At 39.3% G+C, this 25,603-nt stretch carries 27 protein-coding genes, 1 other RNA gene and 3 pseudogenes; 13 read left to right on the top strand and 18 right to left on the bottom strand.

Annotated features, from left to right (window positions below; genetic code table 11):
- Nucleotides 1-57: 57 nt before the first annotated feature.
- Nucleotides 58-459, top strand: coding sequence for a MerR family transcriptional regulator (locus C1642_RS09950; protein ID WP_000058923.1), 402 nt, complete (start codon nt 58-60; stop codon nt 457-459).
- 54 nt (nt 460-513) lie between these two features.
- On the opposite strand, the gene C1642_RS09945 is transcribed toward C1642_RS09950, so the two are convergent.
- The 5 genes and pseudogenes from C1642_RS09945 to C1642_RS09925 all read right to left on the bottom strand — a co-directional run bounded on the left by C1642_RS09945 (nt 514) and on the right by C1642_RS09925 (nt 5,454).
- Nucleotides 514-765 (bottom strand): hypothetical protein, encoded by a 252-nt coding sequence (locus C1642_RS09945; RefSeq protein WP_000129799.1) that lies wholly within the window; start codon nt 763-765, stop codon nt 514-516.
- A 209-nt stretch (nt 766-974) separates the two neighbouring features.
- A complete protein-coding gene (locus C1642_RS09940) occupies nt 975-2,204 on the bottom strand; it encodes an FAD-dependent monooxygenase (protein WP_103236268.1) in 1,230 nt (409 codons plus the stop codon).
- A pseudogene (locus tag C1642_RS09935) lies at nt 2,201-3,401 on the bottom strand (FAD-dependent monooxygenase). Before C1642_RS09935 ends, C1642_RS09940 begins: the two are co-directional and overlap by 4 nt.
- A gap of 30 nt (nt 3,402-3,431) precedes the next feature.
- Nucleotides 3,432-4,754 carry a Xaa-Pro aminopeptidase gene (pepP, locus tag C1642_RS09930; RefSeq protein ID WP_002046001.1) on the bottom strand — a complete coding sequence of 441 codons (1,323 nt, stop codon included), beginning with the start codon at nt 4,752-4,754 and terminating at the stop codon, nt 3,432-3,434.
- A 67-nt stretch (nt 4,755-4,821) separates the two neighbouring features.
- Nucleotides 4,822-5,454, bottom strand: a complete 633-nt coding sequence (locus C1642_RS09925) for a UPF0149 family protein (RefSeq protein WP_001150153.1) — start codon at nt 5,452-5,454, stop codon at nt 4,822-4,824.
- Nucleotides 5,455-5,518: 64 nt separating this feature from the next.
- Here C1642_RS09925 and C1642_RS09920 point away from each other — a divergent pair, with 64 nt between their 5' ends.
- From C1642_RS09920 to ssrS, 3 genes are all read left to right on the top strand, one after another.
- Nucleotides 5,519-6,079: a hypothetical protein gene (locus C1642_RS09920; RefSeq protein ID WP_000893185.1), complete on the top strand. Its 561-nt coding sequence runs from the start codon at nt 5,519-5,521 to the stop codon at nt 6,077-6,079.
- Nucleotides 6,076-6,360 (top strand): cell division protein ZapA, encoded by a 285-nt coding sequence (locus tag C1642_RS09915; protein WP_000003719.1) that lies wholly within the window; start codon nt 6,076-6,078, stop codon nt 6,358-6,360. The genes C1642_RS09920 and C1642_RS09915 overlap by 4 nt, the downstream gene beginning before the upstream one ends.
- A 93-nt stretch (nt 6,361-6,453) precedes the next feature.
- Nucleotides 6,454-6,638: non-coding RNA, 6S RNA (ssrS, locus tag C1642_RS09910), on the top strand.
- A gap of 134 nt (nt 6,639-6,772) precedes the next feature.
- On the opposite strand, the gene C1642_RS09905 is transcribed toward ssrS, so the two are convergent.
- From C1642_RS09905 to C1642_RS09895, 3 genes are all read right to left on the bottom strand, one after another.
- Entirely contained in the window at nt 6,773-7,090 is a 318-nt protein-coding gene (locus tag C1642_RS09905; protein WP_004747965.1) for a hypothetical protein, read from the bottom strand.
- 72 nt (nt 7,091-7,162) lie between these two features.
- Nucleotides 7,163-7,276 (bottom strand): hypothetical protein, encoded by a 114-nt coding sequence (locus C1642_RS09900; RefSeq protein ID WP_001166305.1) that lies wholly within the window; start codon nt 7,274-7,276, stop codon nt 7,163-7,165.
- Nucleotides 7,277-7,383: 107 nt separating this feature from the next.
- Nucleotides 7,384-7,725 (bottom strand): hypothetical protein, encoded by a 342-nt coding sequence (locus C1642_RS09895; protein ID WP_005132872.1) that lies wholly within the window; start codon nt 7,723-7,725, stop codon nt 7,384-7,386.
- A 241-nt stretch (nt 7,726-7,966) separates the two neighbouring features.
- On the opposite strand from C1642_RS09895, the gene C1642_RS09890 reads away from it, so the two are divergent.
- Nucleotides 7,967-8,551, top strand: coding sequence for a 5-formyltetrahydrofolate cyclo-ligase (locus C1642_RS09890; RefSeq protein WP_029423921.1), 585 nt, complete (start codon nt 7,967-7,969; stop codon nt 8,549-8,551).
- Nucleotides 8,552-8,661: 110 nt separating this feature from the next.
- Here the strand turns inward: C1642_RS09890 and C1642_RS09885 are convergent.
- Nucleotides 8,662-8,742, bottom strand: a pseudogene (locus C1642_RS09885) (outer membrane assembly protein BamE); the annotation flags it as partial.
- Nucleotides 8,743-9,035: 293 nt separating this feature from the next.
- On the opposite strand from C1642_RS09885, the gene lon reads away from it, so the two are divergent.
- The 4 genes from lon (at nt 9,036) to C1642_RS09865 (ending at nt 14,415) form a co-directional block, all read left to right on the top strand.
- Nucleotides 9,036-11,465 carry an endopeptidase La gene (gene lon / locus C1642_RS09880; protein ID WP_001292274.1) on the top strand — a complete coding sequence of 810 codons (2,430 nt, stop codon included), beginning with the start codon at nt 9,036-9,038 and terminating at the stop codon, nt 11,463-11,465.
- Between the two features lie 301 nt (nt 11,466-11,766).
- Nucleotides 11,767-12,246 (top strand): 23S rRNA (pseudouridine(1915)-N(3))-methyltransferase RlmH, encoded by a 480-nt coding sequence (gene rlmH, locus C1642_RS09875; protein ID WP_000702193.1) that lies wholly within the window; start codon nt 11,767-11,769, stop codon nt 12,244-12,246.
- Between the two features lie 112 nt (nt 12,247-12,358).
- Nucleotides 12,359-13,135, top strand: coding sequence for a dioxygenase (locus tag C1642_RS09870; protein ID WP_031379498.1), 777 nt, complete (start codon nt 12,359-12,361; stop codon nt 13,133-13,135).
- A gap of 170 nt (nt 13,136-13,305) precedes the next feature.
- The gene (locus C1642_RS09865) at nt 13,306-14,415 is read left to right on the top strand and encodes an META and DUF4377 domain-containing protein (protein ID WP_000696025.1); all 1,110 of its coding nucleotides are present in this window, start codon (nt 13,306-13,308) and stop codon (nt 14,413-14,415) included.
- A gap of 54 nt (nt 14,416-14,469) precedes the next feature.
- Here the strand turns inward: C1642_RS09865 and gdhA are convergent.
- Nucleotides 14,470-15,871, bottom strand: a pseudogene (gene gdhA / locus C1642_RS09860) (NADP-specific glutamate dehydrogenase).
- A 271-nt stretch (nt 15,872-16,142) separates the two neighbouring features.
- On the opposite strand from gdhA, the gene C1642_RS09855 reads away from it, so the two are divergent.
- On the top strand, nt 16,143-16,934 hold the full coding sequence (locus C1642_RS09855) for an RnfABCDGE type electron transport complex subunit B (protein ID WP_001069886.1): 792 nt from the start codon (nt 16,143-16,145) through the stop codon (nt 16,932-16,934).
- Nucleotides 16,935-17,627: an endonuclease III gene (gene nth / locus C1642_RS09850; protein ID WP_213064270.1), complete on the top strand. Its 693-nt coding sequence runs from the start codon at nt 16,935-16,937 to the stop codon at nt 17,625-17,627.
- A gap of 29 nt (nt 17,628-17,656) precedes the next feature.
- Here the strand turns inward: nth and C1642_RS09845 are convergent, their stop codons facing one another.
- The 4 genes from C1642_RS09845 to C1642_RS09830 form a co-directional block, all read right to left on the bottom strand.
- Entirely contained in the window at nt 17,657-17,794 is a 138-nt protein-coding gene (locus C1642_RS09845) for a hypothetical protein (RefSeq protein WP_000691574.1), read from the bottom strand.
- Nucleotides 17,795-17,865: 71 nt separating this feature from the next.
- Nucleotides 17,866-18,519, bottom strand: coding sequence for an adenylate kinase (gene adk / locus C1642_RS09840; protein WP_001220244.1), 654 nt, complete (start codon nt 18,517-18,519; stop codon nt 17,866-17,868).
- Between the two features lie 86 nt (nt 18,520-18,605).
- Nucleotides 18,606-19,919, bottom strand: a complete 1,314-nt coding sequence (locus C1642_RS09835; protein ID WP_000895449.1) for a membrane protein — start codon at nt 19,917-19,919, stop codon at nt 18,606-18,608.
- Between the two features lie 61 nt (nt 19,920-19,980).
- Nucleotides 19,981-20,499: a hypothetical protein gene (locus C1642_RS09830; protein WP_001227325.1), complete on the bottom strand. Its 519-nt coding sequence runs from the start codon at nt 20,497-20,499 to the stop codon at nt 19,981-19,983.
- A gap of 236 nt (nt 20,500-20,735) precedes the next feature.
- On the opposite strand from C1642_RS09830, the gene mrdA reads away from it, so the two are divergent.
- Entirely contained in the window at nt 20,736-22,754 is a 2,019-nt protein-coding gene (gene mrdA, locus C1642_RS09825; protein WP_000809155.1) for a penicillin-binding protein 2, read from the top strand.
- The gene (rsmD, locus tag C1642_RS09820) at nt 22,754-23,305 is read left to right on the top strand and encodes a 16S rRNA (guanine(966)-N(2))-methyltransferase RsmD (protein ID WP_002045883.1); all 552 of its coding nucleotides are present in this window, start codon (nt 22,754-22,756) and stop codon (nt 23,303-23,305) included. Before mrdA ends, rsmD begins: the two co-directional genes overlap by 1 nt.
- Nucleotides 23,306-23,346: 41 nt before the next feature.
- Here the strand turns inward: rsmD and C1642_RS09815 are convergent, their stop codons facing one another.
- From C1642_RS09815 to ureE, 4 genes are all read right to left on the bottom strand, one after another.
- Nucleotides 23,347-23,916: a HupE/UreJ family protein gene (locus C1642_RS09815; protein WP_103236267.1), complete on the bottom strand. Its 570-nt coding sequence runs from the start codon at nt 23,914-23,916 to the stop codon at nt 23,347-23,349.
- Nucleotides 23,917-23,925: 9 nt separating this feature from the next.
- A complete protein-coding gene (gene ureG / locus C1642_RS09810) occupies nt 23,926-24,540 on the bottom strand; it encodes an urease accessory protein UreG (RefSeq protein ID WP_000140200.1) in 615 nt (204 codons plus the stop codon).
- Nucleotides 24,541-24,563: 23 nt separating this feature from the next.
- The gene (locus C1642_RS09805; RefSeq protein ID WP_103236266.1) at nt 24,564-25,229 is read right to left on the bottom strand and encodes an urease accessory protein UreF; all 666 of its coding nucleotides are present in this window, start codon (nt 25,227-25,229) and stop codon (nt 24,564-24,566) included.
- On the bottom strand, nt 25,216-25,603 hold a 388-nt coding region (ureE, locus tag C1642_RS09800), incomplete at its 5' end, for an urease accessory protein UreE (RefSeq protein WP_103236265.1). The genes C1642_RS09805 and ureE, both read right to left, overlap by 14 nt.

Raw genomic sequence — 25,603 nt, 5'->3', positions numbered from 1 at the left:
CTCAAAAACTCTTTTATAGTGATTAAAAACCCTTGAGTAGCTCCAGAGTCAAGTCTTATGAGTCTTTCTATTGGTCAATTATCAAAAAAAGCAGATGTCCCGATCGATACTATTCGTTATTACGAAAAAGTAGGTGTGCTGGACCGCATTCAGCGCTCAGAAAATAATTATCGTGTTTACACAGATCAAACACTCGCAGACCTATTATTTATTAAACATTGCCGTGAATTAGATATTTCTCTCAGTGATATTAAAACACTAAAAGAAATGAAAGCTCAGCCGAAACGGGCTTGTACGGAAGTTGATAATTTGGTGAATAAATACTTGATAGAAGTATCGGAAAAGATTGAACGTCTATTGCTTTTAAAAGAAACCCTAATCGATTTAAAACAACACTGCTCTACCGACCGTACAGTAGATGAATGCGGCATTTTAAAAGAACTACAAAACCATCCTTAAATCATCATAAAACGGGCAATAAAAAAGCATCACTCAAGTGATGCTTTTTTAATATTAACGATCGCTATGTTCATCTGGTGGAACTTCTGTGATTCTTCCGCCACGAGCTAAAAACGCAGCGACTTCATCTTCCAACGCTTGGCGTTGTTTTTGTTTCGCGGTTACGGTAAGCGTTTCTGCTTCTGCAAGATCGGCATCAGTTAAGTTGCCTGCTTCTTCATCAGCTGCACCACTTTCAGCCGCTTTGGCTTCATCTTCATCTACAGCAGAATCTTCTGCATCTTCATAATCATTGATATCTGTCATTTTTACACTCCCCACAATGATTTGTATTGCATCATCGCTATGGTCTTCAAGACCTCAGAAATTTAGCAATCTCTTTGCATTTAGCAAAGAGCCAAATTGGTCAAATCCGTATCTTTTCTGACCGAATTGGTAATGATATATAAATGATTGTTTAAAAAATATCTACTGATATTTATTTAGATCAGTAGAGCATAAACTTCGTAATTATTTTAACGACTATACTGGGTGTTTTGTAAAGCCCCTAAACCATTTGCTTGTTGCATAAAGCGCTCTTTTAAGAACGAAATTTGTTCAACTTGCTTGAGTCCCACATTTCGGGCCCAAATCAATGGAAATAGCTCACTGCTTTCTAGCCAACCAATTGCCGACATACTATGCATCATCGCATCATTCTGTCCTTTACGGCGGTGTTCATAACGCATTAAGGTTTGTTCAGCCCATACGCCACGGCCTAAATCATGCAATAGTGCATCACAGAGTATCGCTGCATCTAAACAACCAATATTCACCCCTTGTCCAGCAAGTGGATGAATCACATGAGCTGCATCACCGATTAGGGCTAGGCCAGCTTTAACGTATTGTTTTGCAGCGCGCGCTTTCAATGGAAATTGTGCTCTTGAACAAACATCTAACACTTCACCCAACATATGTTGGCTTTCACGGGTTAGAAGTTGCATAAACTCAGCATCACTTAAAGCTGAATATTCATCAGCATAATCATCTGGTAGTGTCCAGACAATGGACTGCCAATAACCGTTTTCACTTTCTTCAAGACTAGCCATCGGCAAATATGCCAAAGGTCCAGTAGATAAAAAGATTTGCCGAGCAACATAATGATGAGGCTTAGACGTTTTAATCGCACAGCTAATCGCTGCCTGTTTGTAATCTAGTACATCTAGGTCAATAAAAGCTTGTTCACGTACAAATGAATTGGCGCCATCAGCACCAATAAGCAGTTTAGTTTTAAGTGTTGTGCCATCTGCCAATTGAATATGCCAACACCCGACACCTTGTTCAATACGTGTCACACGGACTTGAGTACGATAATCTGTTAACTGCTCAAGCATTTTTTGTTGAATAGCAACATTCAATACACTTGGCTCAACCATAGAACCCAAGGCTTGCTCTGGCATTGGTCTTTGTACAGACTTATGGCCAAAATTAATTTCACCATAGCCATTTAAATTCCACACTTGCATGCCGGTATAAGGCATTTGACGTGCCAGATCATCCCAAACATTGACTGTTTTAAGTAAATGAATCGTCGCTTGGCTAAGTGCTAAAACACGTGGATTCATCACGCTTAATGTTTTTTCAACATCAAGTACAGGGGCAGCATCAAGCACGGTAGGCTGTACACCACCTTGTGCAAGTAATAAAGCAGTTAAGCCACCAACTAGTCCACCACCAACAATGACGACATCTAACACTTCACTCATGCTTTTAACCCCATTGCATAGTTTGCTACCAGTGGCTTCACACCCGGAATGACATCAAATGCAATTAATCCCGTATTACGGATTAATTTTAATAATGGGTTTTGGTTACTAAAGCCCCGAACTACGGTATCGCAGAATTTAATTACTCGCTGCTGGTCAGATAAACGGGCTTGTTCATAGGCAAGTAAATTATCTGGGTTACCAATATCATCAGATGCGCTTAACTGGTTCACTAAATAACGCAGCAATACATCTGCATCACGCAGACATAAATTAAAACCTTGCCCAGCAACAGGATGGATTGTATGCGCTGCATTACCCATTAAAATAACGCGTCCAACAGCTTGTTTATGCGCAAGCACTTGTGAAAGCGGATAACTAAAGCGTTTACCCGTTTTTTCAAATTTACCCGCTCTGTCACCATAAGTTTTTTGCAAAGCATCTAAAAAGTGTTGGTCGTTTTCTTCACCCACCACTCACCTTCAGTACCTTTTTTAACAGGCCATACCACTGAGCGACGGTATTCACCCGGTAATGGCAACAAAGCTAAAGGCCCTAATGCACTAAAACGTTCAAACCCTACATGCTCATGCGGTTTTGAAGTCTGAACAGCCGTAACGATCGCAACCTGATCATAGTCGTGGACATCAACACCCACACCAATTGCTTGACGACAGAAAGAATCACGCCCATCTGCTGCAATTAATAATTTTGACTCAAGCTTTAAGACTTCATCACCACGCTGAGCTTCGATATGTACCTGTTCAGCGTCTTGAGTTAGAGCAGTGACTTGTACGCCATCAATTAGCTCAATCAAAGGTTGTTGGCGTACTTGAGTCAATAAAACACGACCGAGCCACGCATTCTCAATGACTTGTCCAAAGCTTTCGACTTTCTCTTGTTCTGCAATTAAACGTGCTTTTCCAAAACTGCCTTGTTCAGTAATGTGAACTTGCAAAATTGGAGTGGCATGCTGTTGTAAGGCATCCCATAACCCTAACTTCTGATAAATCTGTACGCTACGACGTGATAAAGCCGTATTCCGCGCATCAAAACTGGAATGATAAGGGGCAACATTCTGATCATCATAGTTTGGGTATTTCACAGCTTCTAATAGCTTGACTGCGATATTAGCCTTCGCCAGCATTAGGGAAAGCCCACCATACCCCCACCTACAATAATCACTTGTTGTTGCATCGAGTTTGCTCCTTTGGCGAATACGTTTAATTATGCTTTAGCTTGTGCCATTAAATGTTCAATGTCTGCAATATCTTTAACCACGTCAGCAGTTAAAACTCGTGGGCCTTTTGACGTTGCGACCACATCATCTTCAATACGAATACCAATACCACGCCATTTTTTATCTACAGTTTCATCATCTGGTGCAATGTATAAACCGGGTTCAACAGTAACAACCATGCCCTCTTCATATTGGCGCCAGTCGTCATCTTTTTTATAAGAACCGACATCATGTACATCCATACCTAACCAGTGGCCTGTACCATGCATATAAAATTGACGATAGGCTTCTGTTTCAATCAGCTCACTCACATCACCTTTGAGCAAACCTAAATCAACTAAGCCTTCCGTTAAAATTTTGACTGCCACCTCATGAGGCTCACGGTATGAGTTACCTATACGTACTGCATCAATCGCCGCATATTGAGAGGCTAATACCACTTCATACAATGCTTTTTGTTCGGGGCTAAATTTCCCGTTTACGGGAAAAGTACGGGTAATATCCGATGCATAGAACTCATATTCACATGCAGCATCAATTAAAACCAAATCACCGTCTTTAAGAGCTTGGTTATTTTCAACATAGTGCAAAATACAAGCATTGGCACCGCCACCAACAATACTGTTGTAAGAAGGCACACAGCCGTTTTGCCCAAAGATATAATTAAGCTCAGCTTCTAGTGCATATTCCATCATGCCGGGGCGAACAGTTTGCATTGCACGAGTATGTGCCTTAGCACTAATTGTTGAAGCGATTTGCATCAGCTCAATTTCTTGCGGTGACTTGATTAAACGCATTTCATCAACAATGCGATCAAGTTGAACTAACTGGGCTGGAGCGGCTTCATGACGATGCTCAGCATTCGCTTTTTTGATCCATTGGCTTACTCTGGCATCAAATGCAGCATTGTGTCCGATTCGATAATAAAGACGCTCTTTATTTAATAATTTTTCAATAATTTCTTCATCAAGCAGATCAATTGCATAAGCTTCATCTGCTTCGTACTCTTCAATTGCGCCGTCAATTCCCGCACGATAACCATTCCAGATTTCCATCTCACGATTGCGTTCACGGCAAAAAAGACTATAGCTATAGTCTGTAACGTCATCAAACGTTTCAATGACAGCAACTGCCTCAGGCTCTGCAAAACCCGTCAAATAGAAAAAACTACTATCGGCACGGAATTTATAATCCGCATCACGATTACGGTACATTTCCTCACGCGTCGCAATAATCGCAATGCTGTTTGGACCCATTTTTTCTGCTAGACGGTTTCTGCGATGTTGAAAATCAGCTTGAGGCAATTTCATAATGATCTACTTGATTTAGAATTTTAAAGTCAAAAAATTAAACACAGCCAATAACACATCGCCTCAATTAACTTGGGCGATGTGGTGTAAACATTTCTACAATATTTTGATCAGCGGTGCCTACAGTAGAAGTTTTACTTTTTGCATAAAAGTTTTTCAACAATGAACTTTCAGCCACTGTTACTTTCTTTCTACCAATAGATAAGCTCACTGGAATAAGGCGTACAAATTCATACAATTCTTCGTAACTGCTTTCGCCTTCTTCGTCGTTATCAGAGTCTTCAAATTCTACTGCTGCAACATCTTGTAAATGTTCGATCAATTCACGCTCATCTGTACGAACATGTCCCGATGCCAAACCAAAACCGAGCACAACGCCAGCACACCAATCTGACAACGCTTGTACACGGTCTTGAAGAAGATGTTCATCATCTGGAAGCATTGGTAAATAGTCCAATTCATCTTCCGATAATGCATGTGCTACATCTTCTGCTTCATCTGTTAAAAGCGCTAAAGCTTCTTCATTTAACTCAGGCACATTAAGAGTTGTTAAAATTTGTGTCCATTCTTCACGCGTAGGCGCTTCTGTCACACAAACAATACCTGTTAATAAACCATGTAACTCACTAGGGCTTGAAATTTCTTCAATTCCTTCAAAATGAGCGTTCCATTCTGTCCAGCCTGAAATATCGTCTTGCATTCGTTTATCCAATCTCTATACTTCGTATATATTACCTTTGATTGCAATTCTGTGCGACCTCGTTATGTTAGAACAATTACAGCGTCTACAAGCGCATATTGGCGTTTTAAAAACACGCTTACATCATCTAGAGAGTGAAAATTCTGCTCTCTCGGAAGCTAAAGAACTGGCTGAAACAGAGCATCACGCACAAGTTGTGCAAAAAAATAGCATCATCACTAAAAAACAAGAGGAAATTGAGACATTAACCGAGCAACTCACTCAGTTACAAGGCCAATTTCAACAATTGAATCAAGATGCTAACACACTTGCAGAGCGTTACAGCCGCCTAGAAAAAAGTACGACCGATTTAAAAAATCGTTTTCAGGAAATTTTGGCAGAGCGTAATGAGTTACGCGTTACCAAAGAAAAACTTCAGTCACAGCAACGTCAAACTCAACAAGAGTTACACGACTTGCAGCAAGATCGTGACCGTTTGTTACAAAAAAATGAACTTGCCAAAGCAAAAGTTGAAGCCATCATTCAACGTTTAGCAATTTTAGGTACTGCTCAAGATCAACATGCGCAAGAAATTCAGCAACTTGCTCATCCAAATGCTGAAGCTGGTGAGGAGACACAATCATGAGTGAACAAGTCATGGTAGAGCTTCGGCTGATTGAACAAACTTTTAGGCTTGCAACGACTTCTGATAAAAGAGAAGAGCTTGAACGTGCAGCTGAGCTTCTCAATGAAAAATTCAACGATATGCGCCGTAGTGCACCTCGTGTTGAGCATAATAAACTTGTCATCATGGTAGCTCTACAGCTCACCCAAGAAGTGTTAAGTTTAAATAAATCTTTGCAAGAATATGCGCATTGTGAACGTTTACTCCAGACTATTTTGGAAGATGTTGAACAAATAGTGTAAACAATTCGCATAAAGCTTCATCAAACGCAAAGTAAGTTTACAGTTCGATAGGCTCAGATGATTGCCAACGAAGCCAGATCAGTTATACTAAAGCTGTCTCTGGGATGTTCGCCAGCCGGTCTGATTCCCCTGAGCCGATATCATCTCTTTAGGATGGTGTTCTGCATATTTAGAGCGTATGCCTACCCCGAGTAGGAAACCCAGCAAGTATGCGTCACCTCCACCTTGAACTTTAGGGTTCAAGGGTAACGACATGCAGCGGCATCTTCGGAGCATTTATTTTTAAATAAATACCTATAAATTCGAATTTTATTTTTAAATTAAAACACCTAGACAGACCTGTCAGTCTATTTTTCATTCTCTTAACTAATTAGTTGTTCTTAAAAATTAAATACTCATTATTTTTTAATTATTATTCATTTCTACGTAAACATTCCTCATACCATCCTGCTTGAAAATCTTCAATTGCTTGGCGTTTAAAGAAACTTGTCTTAAATACTTTGGCAGCATAAGCTGAGCTAATTAAGTCTTGATAAAGCTGCTTGGCTTCTTCATCTGCTAACCCATTGGCAATTTGTTGTAAATCTTGTGCTGGTACCTTTTGCTGTCGTGCTTCCATTACGTTATAAGCGACCTTTTTTACGATATTACAAATATCTGGGTCAGCTGTACTTTCATTAGCATAGCAACCAGTGGCAATAAAACTTAATAATAATATTTTAAATTTCATATCCCTATCCTATTATTCATCTTCCGTTCTTAAAAAAGTAAGAGATGAGAAGACCTATTCCTTTCAAAATGTTCATGCAGGATTAATTACATAAAAATAAATGATCATGACCACAAGCAAGATGGAAGCAAGTGTTAAATAGGTGCCGACTGTATTAAAACTCTGTAAAAATTTTAAGATCTGCATTTCAAATCCAGAGAAAAGTTGAAGTAATTAACAGAAGAAATTTAGCATAACCAAATAATGCCAATCAATTCACACTTTTAAATTTTTATCGTGATTTAATTCAAATATTATTCATTACATTTTATCCCCAAAGTCCCTTTATAGTAGTCAGTTGCACTTTTCAAATCTGACAATAATTTTTCTTCAGTGTACGGTTTTGGTGAAACTTCTATCAGTGCAGGCATGTATTGTTTTTTATACACATCAGGATAGTCATGACATAAAATTTTAACTTTAACTTCTTGAGGGGTATTTGGATTATCTAACTGATCTAAAAATTCACCAATTTTTCGGTCCGACTCTTCAAATTGAGCTTTATAATCAATTTGAGGTGCCTCAGATTCTGCCTGTTTCGTACATGCGCTGAGCAATGCCACACATAACATCATTGTTAAAAATTTTAACTTCATAGATTTCACATTTTCATATTCATCTTTAAATATACTTATCCTGATTAAATGTAAATAAATACTGTAAATACGTAAAAAAGAAAAAATTATATGTAGATAGTTTCTCCTAACAACAAAACTATTTTTACTTGGTCTAATACATTAGAAGACTGCTTTTTAATAATTTTTAAATTTCGGTGAAACCATAGAAAAGTAGGTATAATTTTGCTCGACTGTCCGCAAATCTTTGTTAGATTTCTCCATGAATGAATTAAGTTTTATTAGAAAAAATTTAAGATCTAGAAGACGAGCTTTAACCCAATTTGAGCAAAAACAGGCTCAGCTTAATGTTTTACATTGCCTAAATCACCTTCCTATTTTTCATTCATCAAAAAAAATCGGTTTATATCTGCATGCTTTTGGTGAAATCCATACCGATCTTCTTATCAAATTATGTTTTAAAAAGAACAAACAAGTTTATTTACCCATGATTTGTTCGATGAACCAACGTTTAGTATGGGTAAAAATAAATAAAAACCAATATTTAAGTCGTCGTTTTTCCCATCACCCATTGGGAATGAAAGAACCTATGGCGACTCGCGGAAAACATGTATCAGAGCTTGATTTGCTACTTATGCCACTTTTAGCTTGCGATCACTATGGGACACGTATTGGTATGGGTGGTGGTTATTATGATCGTACATTGGCAAGTGCTAAATATAAGCCCTACCGTTTAGGATTGGCACATCAATTTCAATTTATTGAACACACTTTAGAACGTCAAAGTTGGGATCAACCATTAGATGGTTTACTGACTCCACAGCACTTTTATTATTTTAAAAGATGATTTTTATATAAAATTTATAAAATCTCCAATATATTCTTTTACTTTTTTAGCTCCTTAAAAACGAAAAAGTAACCATCCTAAGGATGGTTACTTTGCCGTGACAGACCGTTTTACCAACTTATATTAACACGTCTATTTGGCGCTAAACATTGAATAAGTTGTGAACTATTGTTACCACTACACTGCCAATAAAAATATTTATTGCTAAATTTTTTAAGTATTCTTCCAAAGTTAGATGAAATAACTCTTCCAATATTAAAGAAAAGTTTTAAATATTTATTAATTATTAAGTAAAAATGAGTAGCCGCTCTACAAAATTTTATTCTTCTTAAGAATTAATCTATTGATTCATAACATTTTAAAAAAAAAGTTGACTAAATTAGTCCTTTTTTCAACATTTTCTATTGTCATGCCCTTGTAATTTTTAAAATACACATCACTATAAAAAACATGGCAACCTCGTTGTCACTCATTAGGAGTGCCCATGTCTGAACTTATTATGAATGAAAAAACTGACTTAGAGCCTCAGGTTCCAAGTGTATTACCACTATTAGCCTTACGTGATGTGGTGGTTTATCCACACATGCAGATTGCGCTATTTGTGGGTCGTGAAAAATCGATCAATGCAGTTGATGTGGCTCGTAACAGTGACAATTTAGTATTTGTAGTTGCGCAAAAAGATTCGCTTACAGAAGAAATTGATCACGACAATTTATACCAGTACGGTACAGTCGCTAAGATTGTACAAGTAGTTAATCATGAAAATGATGAAAACTGCATTAAAGTACTTATTGAAGGCTTACATCGTTCTAAGTTGAAAAAAATTATCGATGAAGATAGTTATTTGACTGCCGAACATGAATTAAGTCCAATGACGATTAATGTAGATAAGGCAACGCAAGAAACTCGTTTACAAGAGTTACGTAATTTATTTGCTCAATATGCAGAAGCAAAATTACGTAATGCACGTGAACTGGTTGCTGCTGCCAACAAAATCGAAGACTTATTGCAATTGATGTTCTTCGTAGCAACTCGTGTGCCTCTAAATATTGAAATTAAGCAGAAATTTTTAGAGTACGATGAGTTTGAAGCTCATTTGCAAGAGTTGATGAACTACTTGATGAATCAATCTGCTGAACAGCAAATTGAGCAAACTTTACATGACAGCGTAAAACGCCAAATGGAAAAGAACCAACGTGAATACTTTCTAAATGAAAAAATGAAAGTCATTCAACGTGAACTTTCCGACATGAATGGCGGTGCTGAAGATGACGTTGCTGAAATAGAAAAACGTCTTGCTGAAGCTGATTTACCTGAACACGTACGTAAAAAAGCCGAAGCTGAGTTCCGTAAACTTAAAGCAATGCAGCCTGCATCTAGTGAAGCTGCTGTGGTACGTAACTATCTAGAAGTGATTCTAGATACGCCATGGAACAAAGCGAGCAAAGTCAGTATTAACCTGAACAAAGCGCAAGAGATTCTTGATGCCGATCATTATGGTCTTGATGACGTTAAAGATCGTATTGTTGAATACTTAGCTGTTCAATCACGTGTGAAAAAACTCAAAGGCCCTATCCTTTGCTTGGTTGGACCTCCAGGGGTTGGTAAAACTTCACTTGGTGAATCAGTAGCGAAAGCAACAGGTCGTGAATTTGTTCGCATGGCGCTTGGTGGCGTACGTGATGAAGCAGAAATTCGTGGACACCGTCGTACTTATATTGGTGCGATGCCAGGTAAAATCGTGCAGTCTTTAACAAAAGTTGGTGTGAAGAACCCATTGTTCTTACTCGACGAAATTGACAAGATGGCTCAAGACTACCGTGGTGATCCTGCTTCTGCTTTGCTTGAAGTGCTTGATCCATCACAAAACAGTAAGTTCAACGATCACTATTTAGATCTTGATCTTGACCTTTCTGAAGTGATGTTCATCTGTACTGCAAACAGCATGAATATTCCAGAAGCCTTATTGGACCGTATGGAAGTTATTCGTCTACCGGGTTATACCGAAGATGAAAAAGTTAACATTGCTGAGCGTTACCTTGTTCCTAAAGCAATTAAGAACAATGGCCTACGTCCAAAAGAGTTAACTATTCATGAAGAAGCGATTCGTGACATTGTTCAACGCTATACACGTGAAGCTGGCGTACGTAATTTAGAACGTGAAGTTTCTAAAATTGCACGTAAAGTCGTAAAAGAAGCGGTAAGTAAAAAATCTAAAAACTTACAGCTTGACGTTACCTCTGCCAATCTTCCTGAATACCTAGGTCCACATAAATTTGACTTTGGTATGGCCGAAGATGAAGCACAAGTAGGCCGTGTAAATGGCTTGGCATGGACTTCTGTAGGTGGTGAATTGCTTACTATTGAAGTTGCAGCTGTTAAAGGTAAAGGTAAATTCATTACAACCGGTTCACTCGGTGATGTAATGAAAGAATCAATTACCACAGCAATGACAGTAGTACGCACACGTGCCGATGAACTTGGAATTGAAGCATCTCGCTTTGAAGAAACTGATGTGCACGTTCACTTACCTGAAGGTGCAACTCCAAAAGATGGTCCATCTGCTGGTTTAGCGTTAACAACTGCACTTGTATCAGCATTTACTGGAATTGCGATTCGACCAGATATTGCAATGACAGGTGAAACAAGTCTAGGTGGTCGTGCGATGCGTATCGGTGGCTTGAAAGAGAAACTTCTTGCTGCACATCGTGGTGGAATCAAGCTCGTCTTTATTCCTCAAGATAACGTTCGTGATTTGGCAGAAATTCCAGACAATGTGAAAGAAGGATTAGAAATCAAAGCTGTGAAAAGCATTGATGAAATCTTACCTTTAGCATTAACTTCGATGCCAAAGCCTTTACCTAAAACACCGATTGTAAAACCGGTGGAAGGCTCAAAAGCAGCGCGTCACTAATTCACATATAAAAAAAGAGGGCTTCGGCTCTCTTTTTTTTGTTACACAATTTGATTGAAAAATATCCAACCATCCTCATAATAAGAAGTAAGAGTAATTAATTCTATTATTTGCTCTTGTCTATCTTATGTCACAGATAGCCTTGTTTTTATTCTCTATGATCATCTGAACTCCAGACAGATGATCATTTGATCGCAGTCCAACACCGTTTTTTGGACTGCGTTTTTTATGCCCACTTACTCCCCCGCAGTTAACCTCTCCTCAGGTATAATGTGCCAGCTGTTTTGACTGAATAGACACCATGAAAATTCGTATTCTGACCATTGGTCAAAAAATGCCTGCTTGGGTACTTACTGGTTTTGAAGATTATTTCAAACGCATCCAGCCTTTTGTTCAAACTCAGGTTATTGAACTCCCAATGGCAAAACGCGGTAAAAATGATTCAGAAGCAGATATTTTAAAATACTGTCAAATCGAGGGTGAAAGTATTTTAAATGCCTTAAAACCTAATGAGACCCTTATTGCTTTAGAAGTTGGCGGACGCGAGCTCAGCACAGAAAAACTAGCAGACACCATGAAACAATGGATGCTTGAAGGTAATGATGTGGCACTCGCTATTGGTGGCCCAGATGGCTTGTCAGATCAGGTACGTAAAGCCGCTGCTTGGCACTGGTCACTTTCAAAACTTACCATGCCGCACCCTTTAGTACGTATTTTATTAATCGAGCAACTTTACCGAGCGATGAGTATTAATCATAACCATCCTTACCACCGTGCATAAAAAGAACAAACGTTTCATTTTAAGAACAATCCGTTGAAATCAGGATACTTTTAACATGTCCTGATTTTGGCATAATGACTATTATTTTGCTTTTCAACTCAGGTGTAATGAAATGGAACTACAAACCCTTCCCGGACTGTTTATTTCACATGGTTCGCCCATGCTTGCACTTGATCCAGAACAAGTGGGTCCTGCCTTACATCGTCTTAGTGTAAATCTGCCTACTCCAAAGGCAATCATAGTGATGTCTGCTCACTGGGAAAGTAAAGCACTCGAAGTAAGTAGTTCGACTCGTCCGGAAACTTGGCATGACTTCCGTGGTTTCCCGCCAGAGTTGTATGAAATTCGCTATAGTGCCCCCGGTCAACCCGAACTTGCAGAAGAAATTTTGAAGTTGTTAGCAGATGCTCATTTTGTCGCACATGCCAATAGCACTCGCCCTCGTGACCACGGCGTATGGATGCCTCTTTTACATATGTATCCAGAAGCAGACATTCCTGTCGTTGAAATTTCTTTACCAATGGGCTTAACTGCACAGGAAATTTATCGGATTGGCCAAACGCTGGCACCTTTACGTGAAAAACAAATCTTATTGATTGGCTCTGGAAGTATTACTCATAATCTTGCTGAACTGTCTTGGCAAGGTGACAATTCAAAAGTACCTGAATGGGCTTCAACTTTTAGAAATACAGTGGTCAGTAAGTTGAGTCATCAAGACTATGATGGTGTACTGGAGTGGCAAACCCTGCCGTTTGTGCAACGTAATCATCCTTCACTTGAGCATTTTGCACCTTTGTTTTTCGCTATGGGTACGGGACATCGTTTTACGATTGTTCATAGTAGCTTCACAATGGGCTCACTAGGTATGGATATATACCGCTTTGATTAATTTTTGGAAAATACCCCGTTTGGCGGGGTATACCACTATTTTTGTTGAAAATTAGAATAATTTACAAACTTATACATTTTAAAAACCGAAACAATCAAATGTTTACATTTTCTTTTTTTAAGAATGTTTTAAGCTTAGTGCTGTTGTTTTTTTACTTGAAGTTTTTTTAAATGAAAATTAAATATTTAATTCTTGCGTTATTACCTTTTTCTTTGATGGCGTGTCAAACAGTTTCAAACACTCAAGCTCCAATTGTATCTGAGCAACAACAAAATTTGGCTACTACTTTAAGTGAATATGCTTGGACTTATCAAAATGTAAAAGCATCTAAGCCACTTATTCTTAACTTTAATGCAGACGGTAAATTAGCAATTAATACTGGCTGTAATGGCCAAGGCGGGACTTGGAAAGTTGAAGGCAACCAACTTGTAACTTCTCCACTTGCATCAACAATGATGGCTTGCCAAGACGATTTAATGAAACAAGAACAATTGTCTAATAGCATCTTTAGTGAAGCGAAATTGCCAATCGAAATTAGTAATAACAATGGTCAGGTAATCTTAAGCGTGACAGATAAAGCAGGTCAAAAGCATATTTTCCAAGGCGAAAAAGCAACTAATACTCAAGCTTTAACTGATTATTCATGGTCATACCAACCTGAAAATACTAAAAAGCCGATCGTTCTTAACTTTACAAATGACCGTTTATCAATTGATACGGGTTGTAACCGCCAAGGCACCACTTGGAAAGTTGAAAACAATACGATTGTAACGACTGATGTCATGTCAACTATGATGGCTTGTGAACCTGCTTTAATGAAACAGGAACAATTCTCTAGCAGCCTGTTCCAAAAACGTGCGATTCCATTTGAACTTAATACAACAAATGTTGATCAACCAACATTGACAGTAACTGACGCTCAAGGCCAGAAATATACGTTTACAGGTAAAATGACACCTGAAGCAAAATATCAATCTGAAGGTAAAACTGTTTTCCTTGAAGTAGCGCCAGAAACTAAATCTTGTACGGGTGTTGCACCACAAACTTGCTTGCAAGTTCGTGAAGTTAAATATGATGACAAAGGCGTAAAAACTTATGCTGACAAAAATTGGTCATTATATTACGGTCAAATCGAAGGTTTTGAACACAATCCAAACCAACGCGTAATCTTACGTGTAAAACGTTTTGAAGTGAAAAACCCGGCAGCAGATCAATCTAGCCAAGCAGATGTATTAGATATGGTTGTAGAACAAGAACTCGTTAAAAAGCCTAAAAAATAAGTTTTAGACTAAAAAATCCGATGCTTTTGCATCGGATTTTTTTATTTCTATATTTTAATAGATACCTTGTGCAAGCATCGCATCAGCAACTTTTACAAAGCCAGCAATATTGGCGCCATCTACATAATTCACAGTACCATCTTCTTTAGTACCGTATCTAACACAGTTGGCATGAATATCTTTCATAATTGCATGTAAGCGTTCATCGACTTCAGCATGTGTCCAGCCTAAACGAATCGAATTCTGAGACATTTCTAAACCAGAAGTTGCCACCCCACCCGCATTAGAAGCTTTACCAGGCGCATATAAAATCTTAGCTTCAATAAAATGCTCAACAGCTTCAAGTGTAGATGGCATATTAGCGCCTTCAGCCACACAAATTACCCCATTAGCGATGAGCATTTTGGCATCTTCGCCAGTTAATTCATTTTGTGTTGCACATGGTAAGGCAATATCTACAGGAATATGCCAAGGCGTCTTCCCTTCAAAATATTCAAAGCCATGCTTAGAAGCAAATTCTGAAATACGGCCACGCTGGATATTTTTGAGTTCCATAACTTCAGCAAGCAACTCATCTGTAAAACCATTTTTTAAATAAACGGTACCATTTGAGTCCGATAGCGTAACCACTTTTGCACCTAAGAACATTGCTTTTTCAGCAGCATACTGCGCAACGTTTCCAGAACCAGATATCGAAACGGTTTTACCAGCAAAAGACTGCCCACGTGTTTTTAGCATTTCTTCTGCAAAATAAACCGTACCGTAGCCTGTTGCTTCTGGACGCATTAAGCTACCGCCAAATGAAATTCCTTTACCTGTAAACACACATGCCGTGTCATTACTGAGCTTTTTCATCATGCCAGCCATATAACCTACTTCACGTGCACCCACACCAATATCTCCAGCAGGGATATCGGTATTTGGACCTAAATGACGGTAAAGCTCAATCATAAGTGCCTGACAGAATCGCATAATTTCAGCATCAGATTTACCTTTAGGGTTAAAATGAACCACCTTTTCCTCCACCCATTGGCAAAGTTGTAAGTGAGTTTTTAAAAGTTTGCTCAAACCCTAAAAATTTTAAAATAGATAGGTTGACCGACGGATGGAAACGCATCCCCCCCTTGAATGGACCAATTGCTGAATTGTATTGAACACGGAAAGCACGGTTAACTTGAGTCTGCCCTTGATCATCCATCCATGAAACGCGAAATTGGATCACACGTTCTGGTTCCACCAAACGTTCTAGCAATCCCTGCTCGGCATATTCTGGATTTTTTTCAATAAATGGCCATAAGCTTGTCATGACCTCTTCGACAGCTTGTAAAAACTCAGGTTGATGCGGATCACGCGCTTGCACGTAATTCAGGAATTCATTCAGGTTGTTATATTTCAATGCACGGTCCTCAGCATAGTAATGAATCAAATTGGTGCAATACATTTTAAAATGCATCATTTAGCAGCAAAATATTAAATCCCTTTCCATCAATTTTAACAATAGTTATTTTAAATTATTTTATTTATCTTAATTATCATAAACTTATTTTTAGAAAAACTGTCTAACAATCAATAATAGTCATTTATCTTTTCACTTTTATTGATCTATTATTGTGCAATATTGGCGACATTTTAGGTCAATCAAAAAGCCAATAAATTCGTTAAAATCCATTGACCTTACTTAGGTTTTTCTTCATTATCGCATCGTTTTAAGCAAGCTATTTTCCTCTATGAATCCATCTATTTCTCTCATACGCGAGATTGATGCGTTACTACCACAAACACAATGTGGTCTGTGTGGGCACCGTGACGGCTGTCTACCTTACGCAAAGTCCATTGCTGAAGGTGAAGAAGCAAATAAATGTGTTCCTGGTGGACAGCCAGTGGCCGATGCACTGGCACAATTATTAAATCGCCCATTATTACCTGCTGAAACGAGTGTCTGGCCTGTACAGGCGGATGGACGCCCACAACGCATGAAGGCAATTATTCGCGAAGATGAATGCATCGGATGTACAAAATGTATTAATGCCTGCCCAGTAGATGCCATTATTGGTAGTGGTAAGCTCATGCATACAATTTTGACTGATCTATGCACAGGTTGTGAGTTATGTATTCCACCCTGCCCAGTTGACTGTATTGATCTAGTCGAAGACACTCAAGCATTGCCAAGCGAACAGCAACGCATTGCGGAGCAAAATGATTTACGACAACGTTATTACGCGCATATTCAACGTGAAGAAAAACGCCGTATTCACCGCAAAGGCCCTGTTGTACGTGCTGAAATCGATACCCAGCTGTTTGCACAGTTCTCTCAAGCACTTGATGATTTACCTTCAATTCAGCTCATCGAGAAGCCAAAAGAAGCGATTGTAAGTGATGCAAAAACCACAATTGAATTAGCGAAAATTCGTACACAAATTAAAAAGTTGGAAAAGCAGCTCAGTGTTCGAGAAGATGCCAAAAAGCGTCTTCAACTTGATGAACTACAACAGCAACTCATTCAATTACAGGAGGTCTGAATGGCCGTCAAAAATATGACGAAAAAGCAGATTCAAATTTTCTTTGAACGCCTTCGTGAACAAAGACCTTCTCCACAGACCGAATTAAAATATTCATCACCATTTGAATTGCTCATTGCCGTTATGTTATCGGCGCAAGCAACCGACGTTAGTGTCAACAAAGCAACTGATAAGCTCTATCCTGTTGCGAACACCGCTGAAAAAATCTATAACCTAGGTGTAGACGGGTTAAAAGAGTACATTAAAACGATTGGTCTTTATAACGCAAAAGCCGAAAATGTTATCAAGACCTGTAAGATTTTAATGGAGCAGTTTAACGGTGAAGTTCCAAGTAACCGAAAAGATTTGGAAGCTTTGCCAGGCGTAGGCCGTAAAACAGCTAATGTGGTTTTAAATACTGCATTCGGTCAACCGACTATGGCTGTCGATACCCATATTTTCCGTGTTGGAAACCGAACGGGCTTAGCAATAGGTAAAAATGTTCTTGAAGTTGAACACCGCTTAGTAAAAGTCATTCCTAAAGAATTTATTTTAGATGCACATCACTGGCTGATATTACATGGTCGTTACTGCTGTGTTGCCCGTAAACCAAAATGTTCAGAGTGCGTGGTTGCTGATGTATGTAACTGGCCGGACCGCTTTGAGTTTGGTGCACAAAAACAAATTGCGGTTAAAAATATTGAGGCAGAATAAAAGTTGGGTATAGCTTATACCCAATTTGGTTACTTTAAACGCTTTTGCTGTTTTCTTTCTTCTTTCGCTTGTTTTTGTACTTTTCTCAGCATTTTGTAGCTTTGATACAGTAAAAATAACAATAGTGCCAGACTCAGCAATACCACCAAAATCAAAATGATTTTCAAATCATTCTCCTGCACTTAATGAAAGAAAAGAGCCCTCACAAAGAGGGCTCGGTATTACAAATAATATTAAATTATTTGTCTAAGATGTTGAACAAATCTTTTTGTACATCTTCAATTGTACGCAAGCCATCAAGCTTGTCATAAGTTGGCGCGTTTTCACCAGAAGCAGCACGACCTTGGTAGAAACCAACCAATTGTTCTGTTTCAGTGTGATAAGACGCTAAACGCTTACGGATTGTTTCTTCTTGGTCATCTGGACGTTGAACAAGATCTTCACCAGTTTCATCATCTTTACCTTCCACTTTAGGTGGATTGTATACAACGTGATAAACACGACCAGAAGCTGGATGCTGACGACGACCAGAAAGACGTTTTACGATTTCTTCATCAGGTACATCAATTTCGATTACATGATCAATGCTGATCCCTTCTTTTTCCAAAGCTTCTGCTTGAGGAATAGTGCGTGGAAAGCCGTCGAAAATACAACCATTCACGCAGTCAGGTTGAGCAATACGTTCTTTTACTAAACCGATAATGAGTTCATCTGAAACTAAACCGCCAGATTCCATCACACTTTTAGCTTTTAAACCTAATTCAGTACCTTCACGAATTGCAGCACGGAGCATATCACCGGTTGAAATTTGTGGGATATTGTAGCGCTTACAGATCAACTGAGCCTGAGTACCTTTGCCTGCCCCAGGTGGTCCGAGTAAGATAATGCGCATAAAAAACATCCTCATTTAAAACAATGAATGTGAGGTCTGGCAGATTTAGTTTCATTGATCTTCAATAGATCCTGCCCGACTTCGAATTATAAGAAAGCCACAAACAAATGTATTGTACCAGCAATAAATCCGGTTACCCCACCTAGTACAATAAGAATCCACTCGTCCTCTTGAAATGCTGGACGTAACAAATTCTGAAACTCTTTTGGTGTTAGTTCACGAATACGCTCTTTAAACATTTGAAAAATCTTCTGTGCCCGGCTTGCATTTAGTGCAGGGTCACATACCGGTCCCATCGTAATTTCAATTGAACGATCAATCAAGTCCGTCTTTAACCTTGCATACTCTCTTGGGCCTAAAGAAAGCTGTAAAGATGTTCGAACAAGTGGAGTTTCCATGATTTCGTTAATATGACGTTTAACAATACGACGCGTTTTGTCCTTGCGTGAACCATACATCATTTCTGTCATAATTGATTTTAACGTAATCAGATCTTCTGTCACTACGCTTGAGAAGACTTCTGAAACTTCTTCTTGACGCTTCATGAAAGCCCCTTGAACATTATAAGTACCAATTCGTAAAACAGGTACAATCCAAGGGAACTTACGATCTTTTGTTAATCTAAATATTTGCGGATAACGAATGTAATGCGGTTCAATCGGGTTAAATACCATCCAGATTGCAATCCAGTTAGTTAAAAAGCCCCAAATAGACGCCCAAAACGGTACTGTCCAATGCCAAGGCACCACAAACCAGACCACCATTTGGAAAACACCAAAGAACATCCCGATTAGTGCACTAATATGCCAAATAAAGTTGATTTCTTTTTGTCCAACTTTTAAAAACATACGTACCATTAAACGGCGATCACCTTCCATTTGGCTCACCACCATTTCACGCATATCAACCAGTGACTCAACGTTCATAGTCAGCTCAGTCACTAATTCTCTGAGTACACCTGGTAATTGCTTATGCGCTTGAGCATAAATACGGCGTTTAATCGAATAAGGTAAATTTTCCCAAAGCACTGCATTACGATCGATCATGACTTCATCAATCAAATGCTCAAGTTCAAATCCGACTTGCTCACCAATAATACGCGCCATGTCTTCAGGGTCCATTGCCTCTAAAAACTCACGCAAAGAACCTAACTTGGATAAAGTATTATCGGTAATAATTCCAGAGATACGTCCAGCTTTACGTGGCACAATACCTTGCCAGCCGACTGGTAAAGGACCTAAATGAAATCCCCAAAACTTGATTGGGTAAAACACCATTTTTAAAGCCATCCACACATGTGCCCATGTGACAAAGGCAGTGACTGGAATGATACTCAAAACGGCCCAAAAATCAGGTCTGTGTAAAAAGGTCTGCCACAATCCGCTGACGTACTCTAACATGTAAGACTCTCGTATTTATTTGTGCTCTGCTTATGGCGAGTTAACGATAAACTGCTTTGTTTTATAAACCAAAACTTAGAGAATAGGAAAATTGAATTTGTGGTTTAGTATCTGCAGCAACATCACCATTCTGGTCCGTTAATTTTTCCGCTGCGCCGATACCCACACTAAACGTACTAATTCTTTCTGAATTCAACAATACATATGCCAAATCAACACCAGCACCTAAACGAGATTTATAATCTCCATCTACCGATTTGCTATCAAGATGTCCAGCATAAAAGCCAATATAGTAACCATTTTTATCTGTTCCAGTAAGGTAGTACGGATAGCGGAACCCGACTTGTCCTCCAGCAGTTTTATCGCCATTTAAAAATGCACCAACTTTTGCGTAAGCAATTCCATAAGGATTTACCCACTCACCATTGAGATGTAACAATTTTTGTGTAAAACCGGCGCCTACATTCCAGGTAGATGCTTTATGATCTGCTAATTTTGCTTCTGGAAGAAATGAGTAATCTTGCGCATGTGCCCAACTGCTTACTGTCAAAACTGCAAGTAAGGGATAAATTTTTCTCATTATTTTCTCCATTTTCCCTAATCGTATGGTGAGAACAACCCTATTCTATTGAATGAGAGACTTTAACAGAATTATTTTGCTTCTTATATACAAGACTCTACAATTTTGTTGTCTACAAAGTCAAAAAAGCCAATTTGCCTCTTCACTGAAACTTTGAAAAATATGCGATATTTTAAGTGCGCTTGCGTTAGAATAAGCAGCTATTTTTCTCACCCTATGTCATTAAGTCGATCCGTATGAAACAGCACTTTCCTTTAAAAGATATCCAGCAAGAAAAGCGCATTTATCGAGGTCGTATATTTTTTGCCGTAGGGCTTGTGATTATCTGTTTATTGGTACTAGCCAGCCGATACGCTTATCTACAAATTTTTCATTATGATGAGTTCTCGACGGCATCGGATAAAAACCGTATTCGCCTACAACCCCTTCCACCTGCTCGTGGTTATATTTATGACCGCAATGGGGTTTTACTGGCAGATAACTACCCTGTTTTTACCGCAACATTAAGTAAAGCAGATGTTGAGAACGTTGATACCGTTATTGAACAATTACAGCCTATTTTAGAACTCACTCAAGAAGATGTAGATCGTTTTAAAAGCCGCATTAAAACAGCACGTAAAACTGAACGTGTGGCCATTAAACTGAATTTGACCGAGACAAATATTGCCAAGTTTAGTGAAGTTAAATACAAGTTCCCCGGGGTTAGAATTGAAACCCAAATGACGCGCTATTATCCACATGGTGATTTATTTGCTCACGTGATTGGATATGTTGGCCGTATTAACGATAAAGAGTTAAAAAGTATTGATAAAGATTTATATGCTGGAACAAACCTGATTGGTAAAATTGGTGTAGAAAAAAGCTATGAAGATTTACTTCATGGAACACCTGGTTATGAGTCTGTAGAAGCAGATGCTCATAGTAATATTTTGCGTCACCTAGGTCGTAAAGACCCAACCCGTGGTAACGATCTCTACTTATCATTAGATTATGGTTTGCAAGTTGTCGCGTCGCAACAACTCGCTGGTCGACGTGGTGCAATTGTTGCGATAGACCCACGCACCGGTGAAATTCTTGCGTTGGTTTCAAGTCCAAGCTTTAACCCTAATTTATTTGTGACGGGTATTAATCATAAAGATTATAGTTCTCTACGTGACAATATAGATCAGCCTCTTTATAACCGTGCAGTACAAGGTGTATACCCTCCTGGTTCAACCATTAAGCCAATGGAAGCGATGGGCGGTTTACATTATGGAATTGTCGATTGGGCTACCGCTATTTCCGACCCTGGCTATTTCCATTTACCGGGTGACTCACACAAATTCCGTGACTGGAAAAAAACCGGTCATGGCATTGTGAACATGCACAAAGCCATTATCATGTCTTGTGATACCTATTTTTATATTTTGGCTAATCAAATGGGCATCGATCAGATGAACCAATGGATGCGCCAATTTGGCTTTGGCCAAAAAACAGGTGTCGATTTACCAAGTGAAAGTGAAGGCTTATATCCAAATCCTGAATGGAAAATGCGTACACGCAAATCCAAATGGATGAAAGGTGAAACGATTTCAGTCAGTATTGGTCAGGGTGCATTTACCGCAACCCCTTTACAACTTGCCATGGCAACGGCCATTACGGCGAACCATGGCTCGCATGTAGTTCCACATGTTTTACGTGCAACCCATGGTGCAAAACCTTTTACCGTACGTAATGCACCTGATGGAAAAATTAATTTCAATGGTACAGATGAAGATTGGGTAAAAATGCGAGAAGCCATGATTGACGTAATTCAATCAGGTACTGGGCGTGGCATCCGTACACCGCTATATCAAATTGCCGGAAAAACAGGTACAGCACAGGTTAAAAGTATTGCTCAAGGCAAACGTTATAACGAAGCTGCGCTTAGTGAACGCCAACTTGACCACGGTCTTTTTGTTGGCTTTGCTCCGGCTGATAAACCAGAAATCGCTATTGCAGTTATTTGGGAAAATGGTCGTCATGGCGGTTCAGCCGCCCAACTTGCTAAACCCGTGTTTGATTACTGGTTATTAACCCGTAAGAAAAATCCGATTCGACCAGCCAACCATCAAGTCAATGGTGGCCTGATGACTGCTGGGATTAAACCGGGTGAACTTCCAAGTGGTAATGAAAGTGCCAGCTCTACTCCAGCGACCTCTGCTCCGACTTCCGCAGCAGCCTCTACTCCACAGGCAACACCAACTCGTCCTGCTACAAACGAGGTCGATGAATAATGAAAAATCAATTACGCATTATTGGGGGCGAATGGAAAAGACGAGTTTTACCATTCGCCAGTATTGAAGGATTAAGACCAACTCCCGATCGTGTCCGCGAAACTTTATTTAACTGGCTCATGTGGGACATTCAAAACGCTCATGTTCTCGATATCTGTACAGGTTCTGGGGCATTAGGCTTCGAAGCATTATCGCGCGGTGCTGCATCTGTTTATATGATTGAGCCAGATAAGACTCAGGCACGATTTTTAAAAGATAATATTCAATTGCTCAAAGCGCAGAATTGCCATTTAATTAATGCAACTGCTCAACAAGCCTTACCACGCCTAAAAGAACAGTTTGATGTCGTTTTTTTAGACCCTCCTTATAGTCTTAATTTATGGCAAGAACTTGCTCACTTGGCAGACACCCATATTAAAAATAATGGATACATTTACGTTGAAGCTGATCGTGCGTTATCTCAGCTTCACCTTCCTGCAACATGGCAGCAAGTTAAAACAACTAAAGCTGGTACAGTCCATGCAGGGCTTTACCAAAAAGTAAGCGAATAAAAAGGTAGCCTTAAGCTACCTTTTTCGCTACAAAGTTTTAATTAACTCAAACCAATCACTGCAACAAGTGCTGCACAGGCACCTACAATTTTTTTGCCATATGGCACATAACGTGTAAATACTGCACCGAGTGCAAGCCCACCACAATAGATAAGTGCCATACCAGCAACCATACCAGTTACTAACTCCACGATATGCCCTGCATGTGCTAACTCAACACCATGAGCCATACCATGAAAGCTTGCGAGTAAAGCGGCAGCGATAGGTAAAATCCGATTTGATTTTGTCCATAGCGCAATCGCTGTAATAATTAAAGAAGCAACAATACCGTATTCAGCAACATTGGCGGGTACCAAACCTTGAGCACCTACCAAAAAGCCAATCACTAAAGTGATACTTAAAGTGCTGACGCCAGCAATTTTCCACTGTTTGGCTACCGACCATAGCAAGACACCAAAGCCTAAAGCCATTATTAAATGATCCAGCCCCGTAAACGGATGAATAAAGCCTGCCATAAAACCTGAATGTACATAGTCATGCCCCGGATGAGCCATAGCTAACGCAGGTAACATGCTAAGGAGCCCAACGCTCCATTTTTTAATGAAGTTCATAGTTACTCCTTAAGCCTTAAACAGCCCTTGCTTCTCAATAAATTGAATAATTTCTTCAAGCCCATCTTGTGTTTTCATGTTTGAAAATAAAAATGGCTTTTCACCACGCATGCGTTTTGCATCTTGATCCATGACATCAAGGTTTGCTCCCACCATAGGTGCGAGGTCAGTTTTATTAATAATCAGTAAATCTGACTTGGTAATACCTGGCCCACCTTTACGTGGAATTTTTTCACCACCTGCCACGTCAATAACATACAAGGTTAAATCAGAAAGCTCAGGGCTAAATGTCGCAGCTAAATTATCACCACCGCTTTCAATAATAATGAGTTCTAAGCCATCAAATTTTTCACACAAATCATCAATCGCAGCTAAATTAATTGAGGCATCTTCACGAATTGCTGTATGCGGGCAACCACCTGTTTCCACACCTACAATACGATCTGGTGACATCGCTTCATTACGGGTTAAAAAGTTTGAGTCTTCTTTGGTATAAATATCATTTGTCACCACTGCCATATTATATTTATCACGCAAGGCACGGCATAAGTTAAGCGTAAGTGCTGTTTTACCTGAACCGACTGGTCCGCCAATTCCGACTCGTAATGGACTACGTTCTGTCATGATTTTTATCCTTTTTCCTAAACTTAAGATCTGAATAATCGTGAATATTGAGTTTCGTGTTTCATGCTCAGCATGGCATAGCGCGGCAAAGCACTACTCAATTGCTCATCTTTAAGTTTTAAAGCCTTCTCTACAGCTTGTGGTACTCGCCCATGCAAATGCCATAAAATTCTTTGTCCTGCCATTTGGCCCAATGGGACAGTTTTTACCGCGGCTAAAACCTGATTTTCTAAAACGGTAAAGGTATACGCCGTAAGTACATCCACATCTTTAAGTTCTAAACGACCGCAAAGCTGCGCATAGACAGGCACAAAACCAAACTGCTTTTTAACCTCAACTGTTTTCTTTAAAACATCTTTAATCCATGCATTTAAAGAAAATGCGAGTTGCTGAGATTCGGCCAAAAGCTCTTTACTTTCTCGGCTTGCCTTATACAAATGTGCCCAAATTAGAAACTGATCTGGGTCATCATAATGTTGTATAAGACGTTTAAGTACAGGTAACTCAAAGCGTACTAGCAGCATTTCAAGCACTTCTTCAAAGTAAGCAATTGCCGAGGATTCATCGTGTATTAAGCCAATATCAATGGCGGTTTCCACACCTTGCGAATAGCAATATGCTCCAACTGGTAATGCCGTAGAAGACAATGTCAGCAGTTGCAGTAATTGCGCAGCATTACGAGTGGACATGGTGTAAAGCTTTGATTGGACTTAAACGATGGTCATGGCTATGCTGTGCATAGGCACCGCTTTCAGGTTCAAATGGATGATCGGTTTCTGTCACAGTAAGTCCCAAACCTTCTACCATTTCTGCAAGCACATGATCAGGCTCAAAATATAAAGCTGTTGGTGTCAGCATTAATGGCACATGTCGGTTACCTAAATGATAAGCCGCTTTAAGCAAATCAAATTCAGTCTGAGCAGTGACTTTCATTAGTCGTTCAGGTTTGGCATCGATACGTAATACATCCCCTTCTTGCGTTGCAATATATGAACCACTACGCAAAATGCCAGTACGAGGCAAATCCGCACCGATATCTACGCCACTTGCTAAAGCCGCTCGA

Origin of the sequence: Acinetobacter sp. AKBS16, from assembly GCF_002899995.1 — a bacterium.
GTDB classification, from domain to species: domain Bacteria; phylum Pseudomonadota; class Gammaproteobacteria; order Pseudomonadales; family Moraxellaceae; genus Acinetobacter; species Acinetobacter baumannii.
The sequence above is the reverse complement of the archived record's forward strand: the minus strand, read 5'-3'. Positions and strand labels throughout refer to the sequence as shown.

What these genes read in the sequence shown, in the direction of transcription:
- adk (WP_001220244.1), bottom strand. Translation starts at nt 18,519, where the DNA reads ATGCGCATTATCTTACTCGGACCACCTGGGGCAGGCAAAGGTACTCAG.
- C1642_RS09865 (WP_000696025.1), top strand. Translation starts at nt 13,306, where the DNA reads ATGAAAATTAAATATTTAATTCTTGCGTTATTACCTTTTTCTTTGATG.
- ureG (WP_000140200.1), bottom strand. Translation starts at nt 24,540, where the DNA reads ATGACAGAACGTAGTCCATTACGAGTCGGAATTGGCGGACCAGTCGGT.
- lon (WP_001292274.1), top strand. Translation starts at nt 9,036, where the DNA reads ATGTCTGAACTTATTATGAATGAAAAAACTGACTTAGAGCCTCAGGTT.
- C1642_RS09915 (WP_000003719.1), top strand. Translation starts at nt 6,076, where the DNA reads ATGAGTGAACAAGTCATGGTAGAGCTTCGGCTGATTGAACAAACTTTT.
- C1642_RS09835 (WP_000895449.1), bottom strand. Translation starts at nt 19,919, where the DNA reads ATGTTAGAGTACGTCAGCGGATTGTGGCAGACCTTTTTACACAGACCT.
- C1642_RS09950 (WP_000058923.1), top strand. Translation starts at nt 58, where the DNA reads ATGAGTCTTTCTATTGGTCAATTATCAAAAAAAGCAGATGTCCCGATC.
- C1642_RS09920 (WP_000893185.1), top strand. Translation starts at nt 5,519, where the DNA reads ATGTTAGAACAATTACAGCGTCTACAAGCGCATATTGGCGTTTTAAAA.
- C1642_RS09870 (WP_031379498.1), top strand. Translation starts at nt 12,359, where the DNA reads ATGGAACTACAAACCCTTCCCGGACTGTTTATTTCACATGGTTCGCCC.
- nth (WP_213064270.1), top strand. Translation starts at nt 16,935, where the DNA reads ATGGCCGTCAAAAATATGACGAAAAAGCAGATTCAAATTTTCTTTGAA.
- C1642_RS09895 (WP_005132872.1), bottom strand. Translation starts at nt 7,725, where the DNA reads ATGAAGTTAAAATTTTTAACAATGATGTTATGTGTGGCATTGCTCAGC.
- rlmH (WP_000702193.1), top strand. Translation starts at nt 11,767, where the DNA reads ATGAAAATTCGTATTCTGACCATTGGTCAAAAAATGCCTGCTTGGGTA.
- mrdA (WP_000809155.1), top strand. Translation starts at nt 20,736, where the DNA reads ATGAAACAGCACTTTCCTTTAAAAGATATCCAGCAAGAAAAGCGCATT.
- C1642_RS09905 (WP_004747965.1), bottom strand. Translation starts at nt 7,090, where the DNA reads ATGAAATTTAAAATATTATTATTAAGTTTTATTGCCACTGGTTGCTAT.
- C1642_RS09890 (WP_029423921.1), top strand. Translation starts at nt 7,967, where the DNA reads ATGAATGAATTAAGTTTTATTAGAAAAAATTTAAGATCTAGAAGACGA.
- rsmD (WP_002045883.1), top strand. Translation starts at nt 22,754, where the DNA reads ATGAAAAATCAATTACGCATTATTGGGGGCGAATGGAAAAGACGAGTT.
- pepP (WP_002046001.1), bottom strand. Translation starts at nt 4,754, where the DNA reads ATGAAATTGCCTCAAGCTGATTTTCAACATCGCAGAAACCGTCTAGCA.
- C1642_RS09940 (WP_103236268.1), bottom strand. Translation starts at nt 2,204, where the DNA reads ATGAGTGAAGTGTTAGATGTCGTCATTGTTGGTGGTGGACTAGTTGGT.
- C1642_RS09855 (WP_001069886.1), top strand. Translation starts at nt 16,143, where the DNA reads ATGAATCCATCTATTTCTCTCATACGCGAGATTGATGCGTTACTACCA.
- C1642_RS09830 (WP_001227325.1), bottom strand. Translation starts at nt 20,499, where the DNA reads ATGAGAAAAATTTATCCCTTACTTGCAGTTTTGACAGTAAGCAGTTGG.
- C1642_RS09945 (WP_000129799.1), bottom strand. Translation starts at nt 765, where the DNA reads ATGACAGATATCAATGATTATGAAGATGCAGAAGATTCTGCTGTAGAT.
- C1642_RS09925 (WP_001150153.1), bottom strand. Translation starts at nt 5,454, where the DNA reads ATGCAAGACGATATTTCAGGCTGGACAGAATGGAACGCTCATTTTGAA.
- C1642_RS09815 (WP_103236267.1), bottom strand. Translation starts at nt 23,916, where the DNA reads ATGAACTTCATTAAAAAATGGAGCGTTGGGCTCCTTAGCATGTTACCT.
- C1642_RS09805 (WP_103236266.1), bottom strand. Translation starts at nt 25,229, where the DNA reads ATGTCCACTCGTAATGCTGCGCAATTACTGCAACTGCTGACATTGTCT.
- C1642_RS09900 (WP_001166305.1), bottom strand. Translation starts at nt 7,276, where the DNA reads ATGCAGATCTTAAAATTTTTACAGAGTTTTAATACAGTCGGCACCTAT.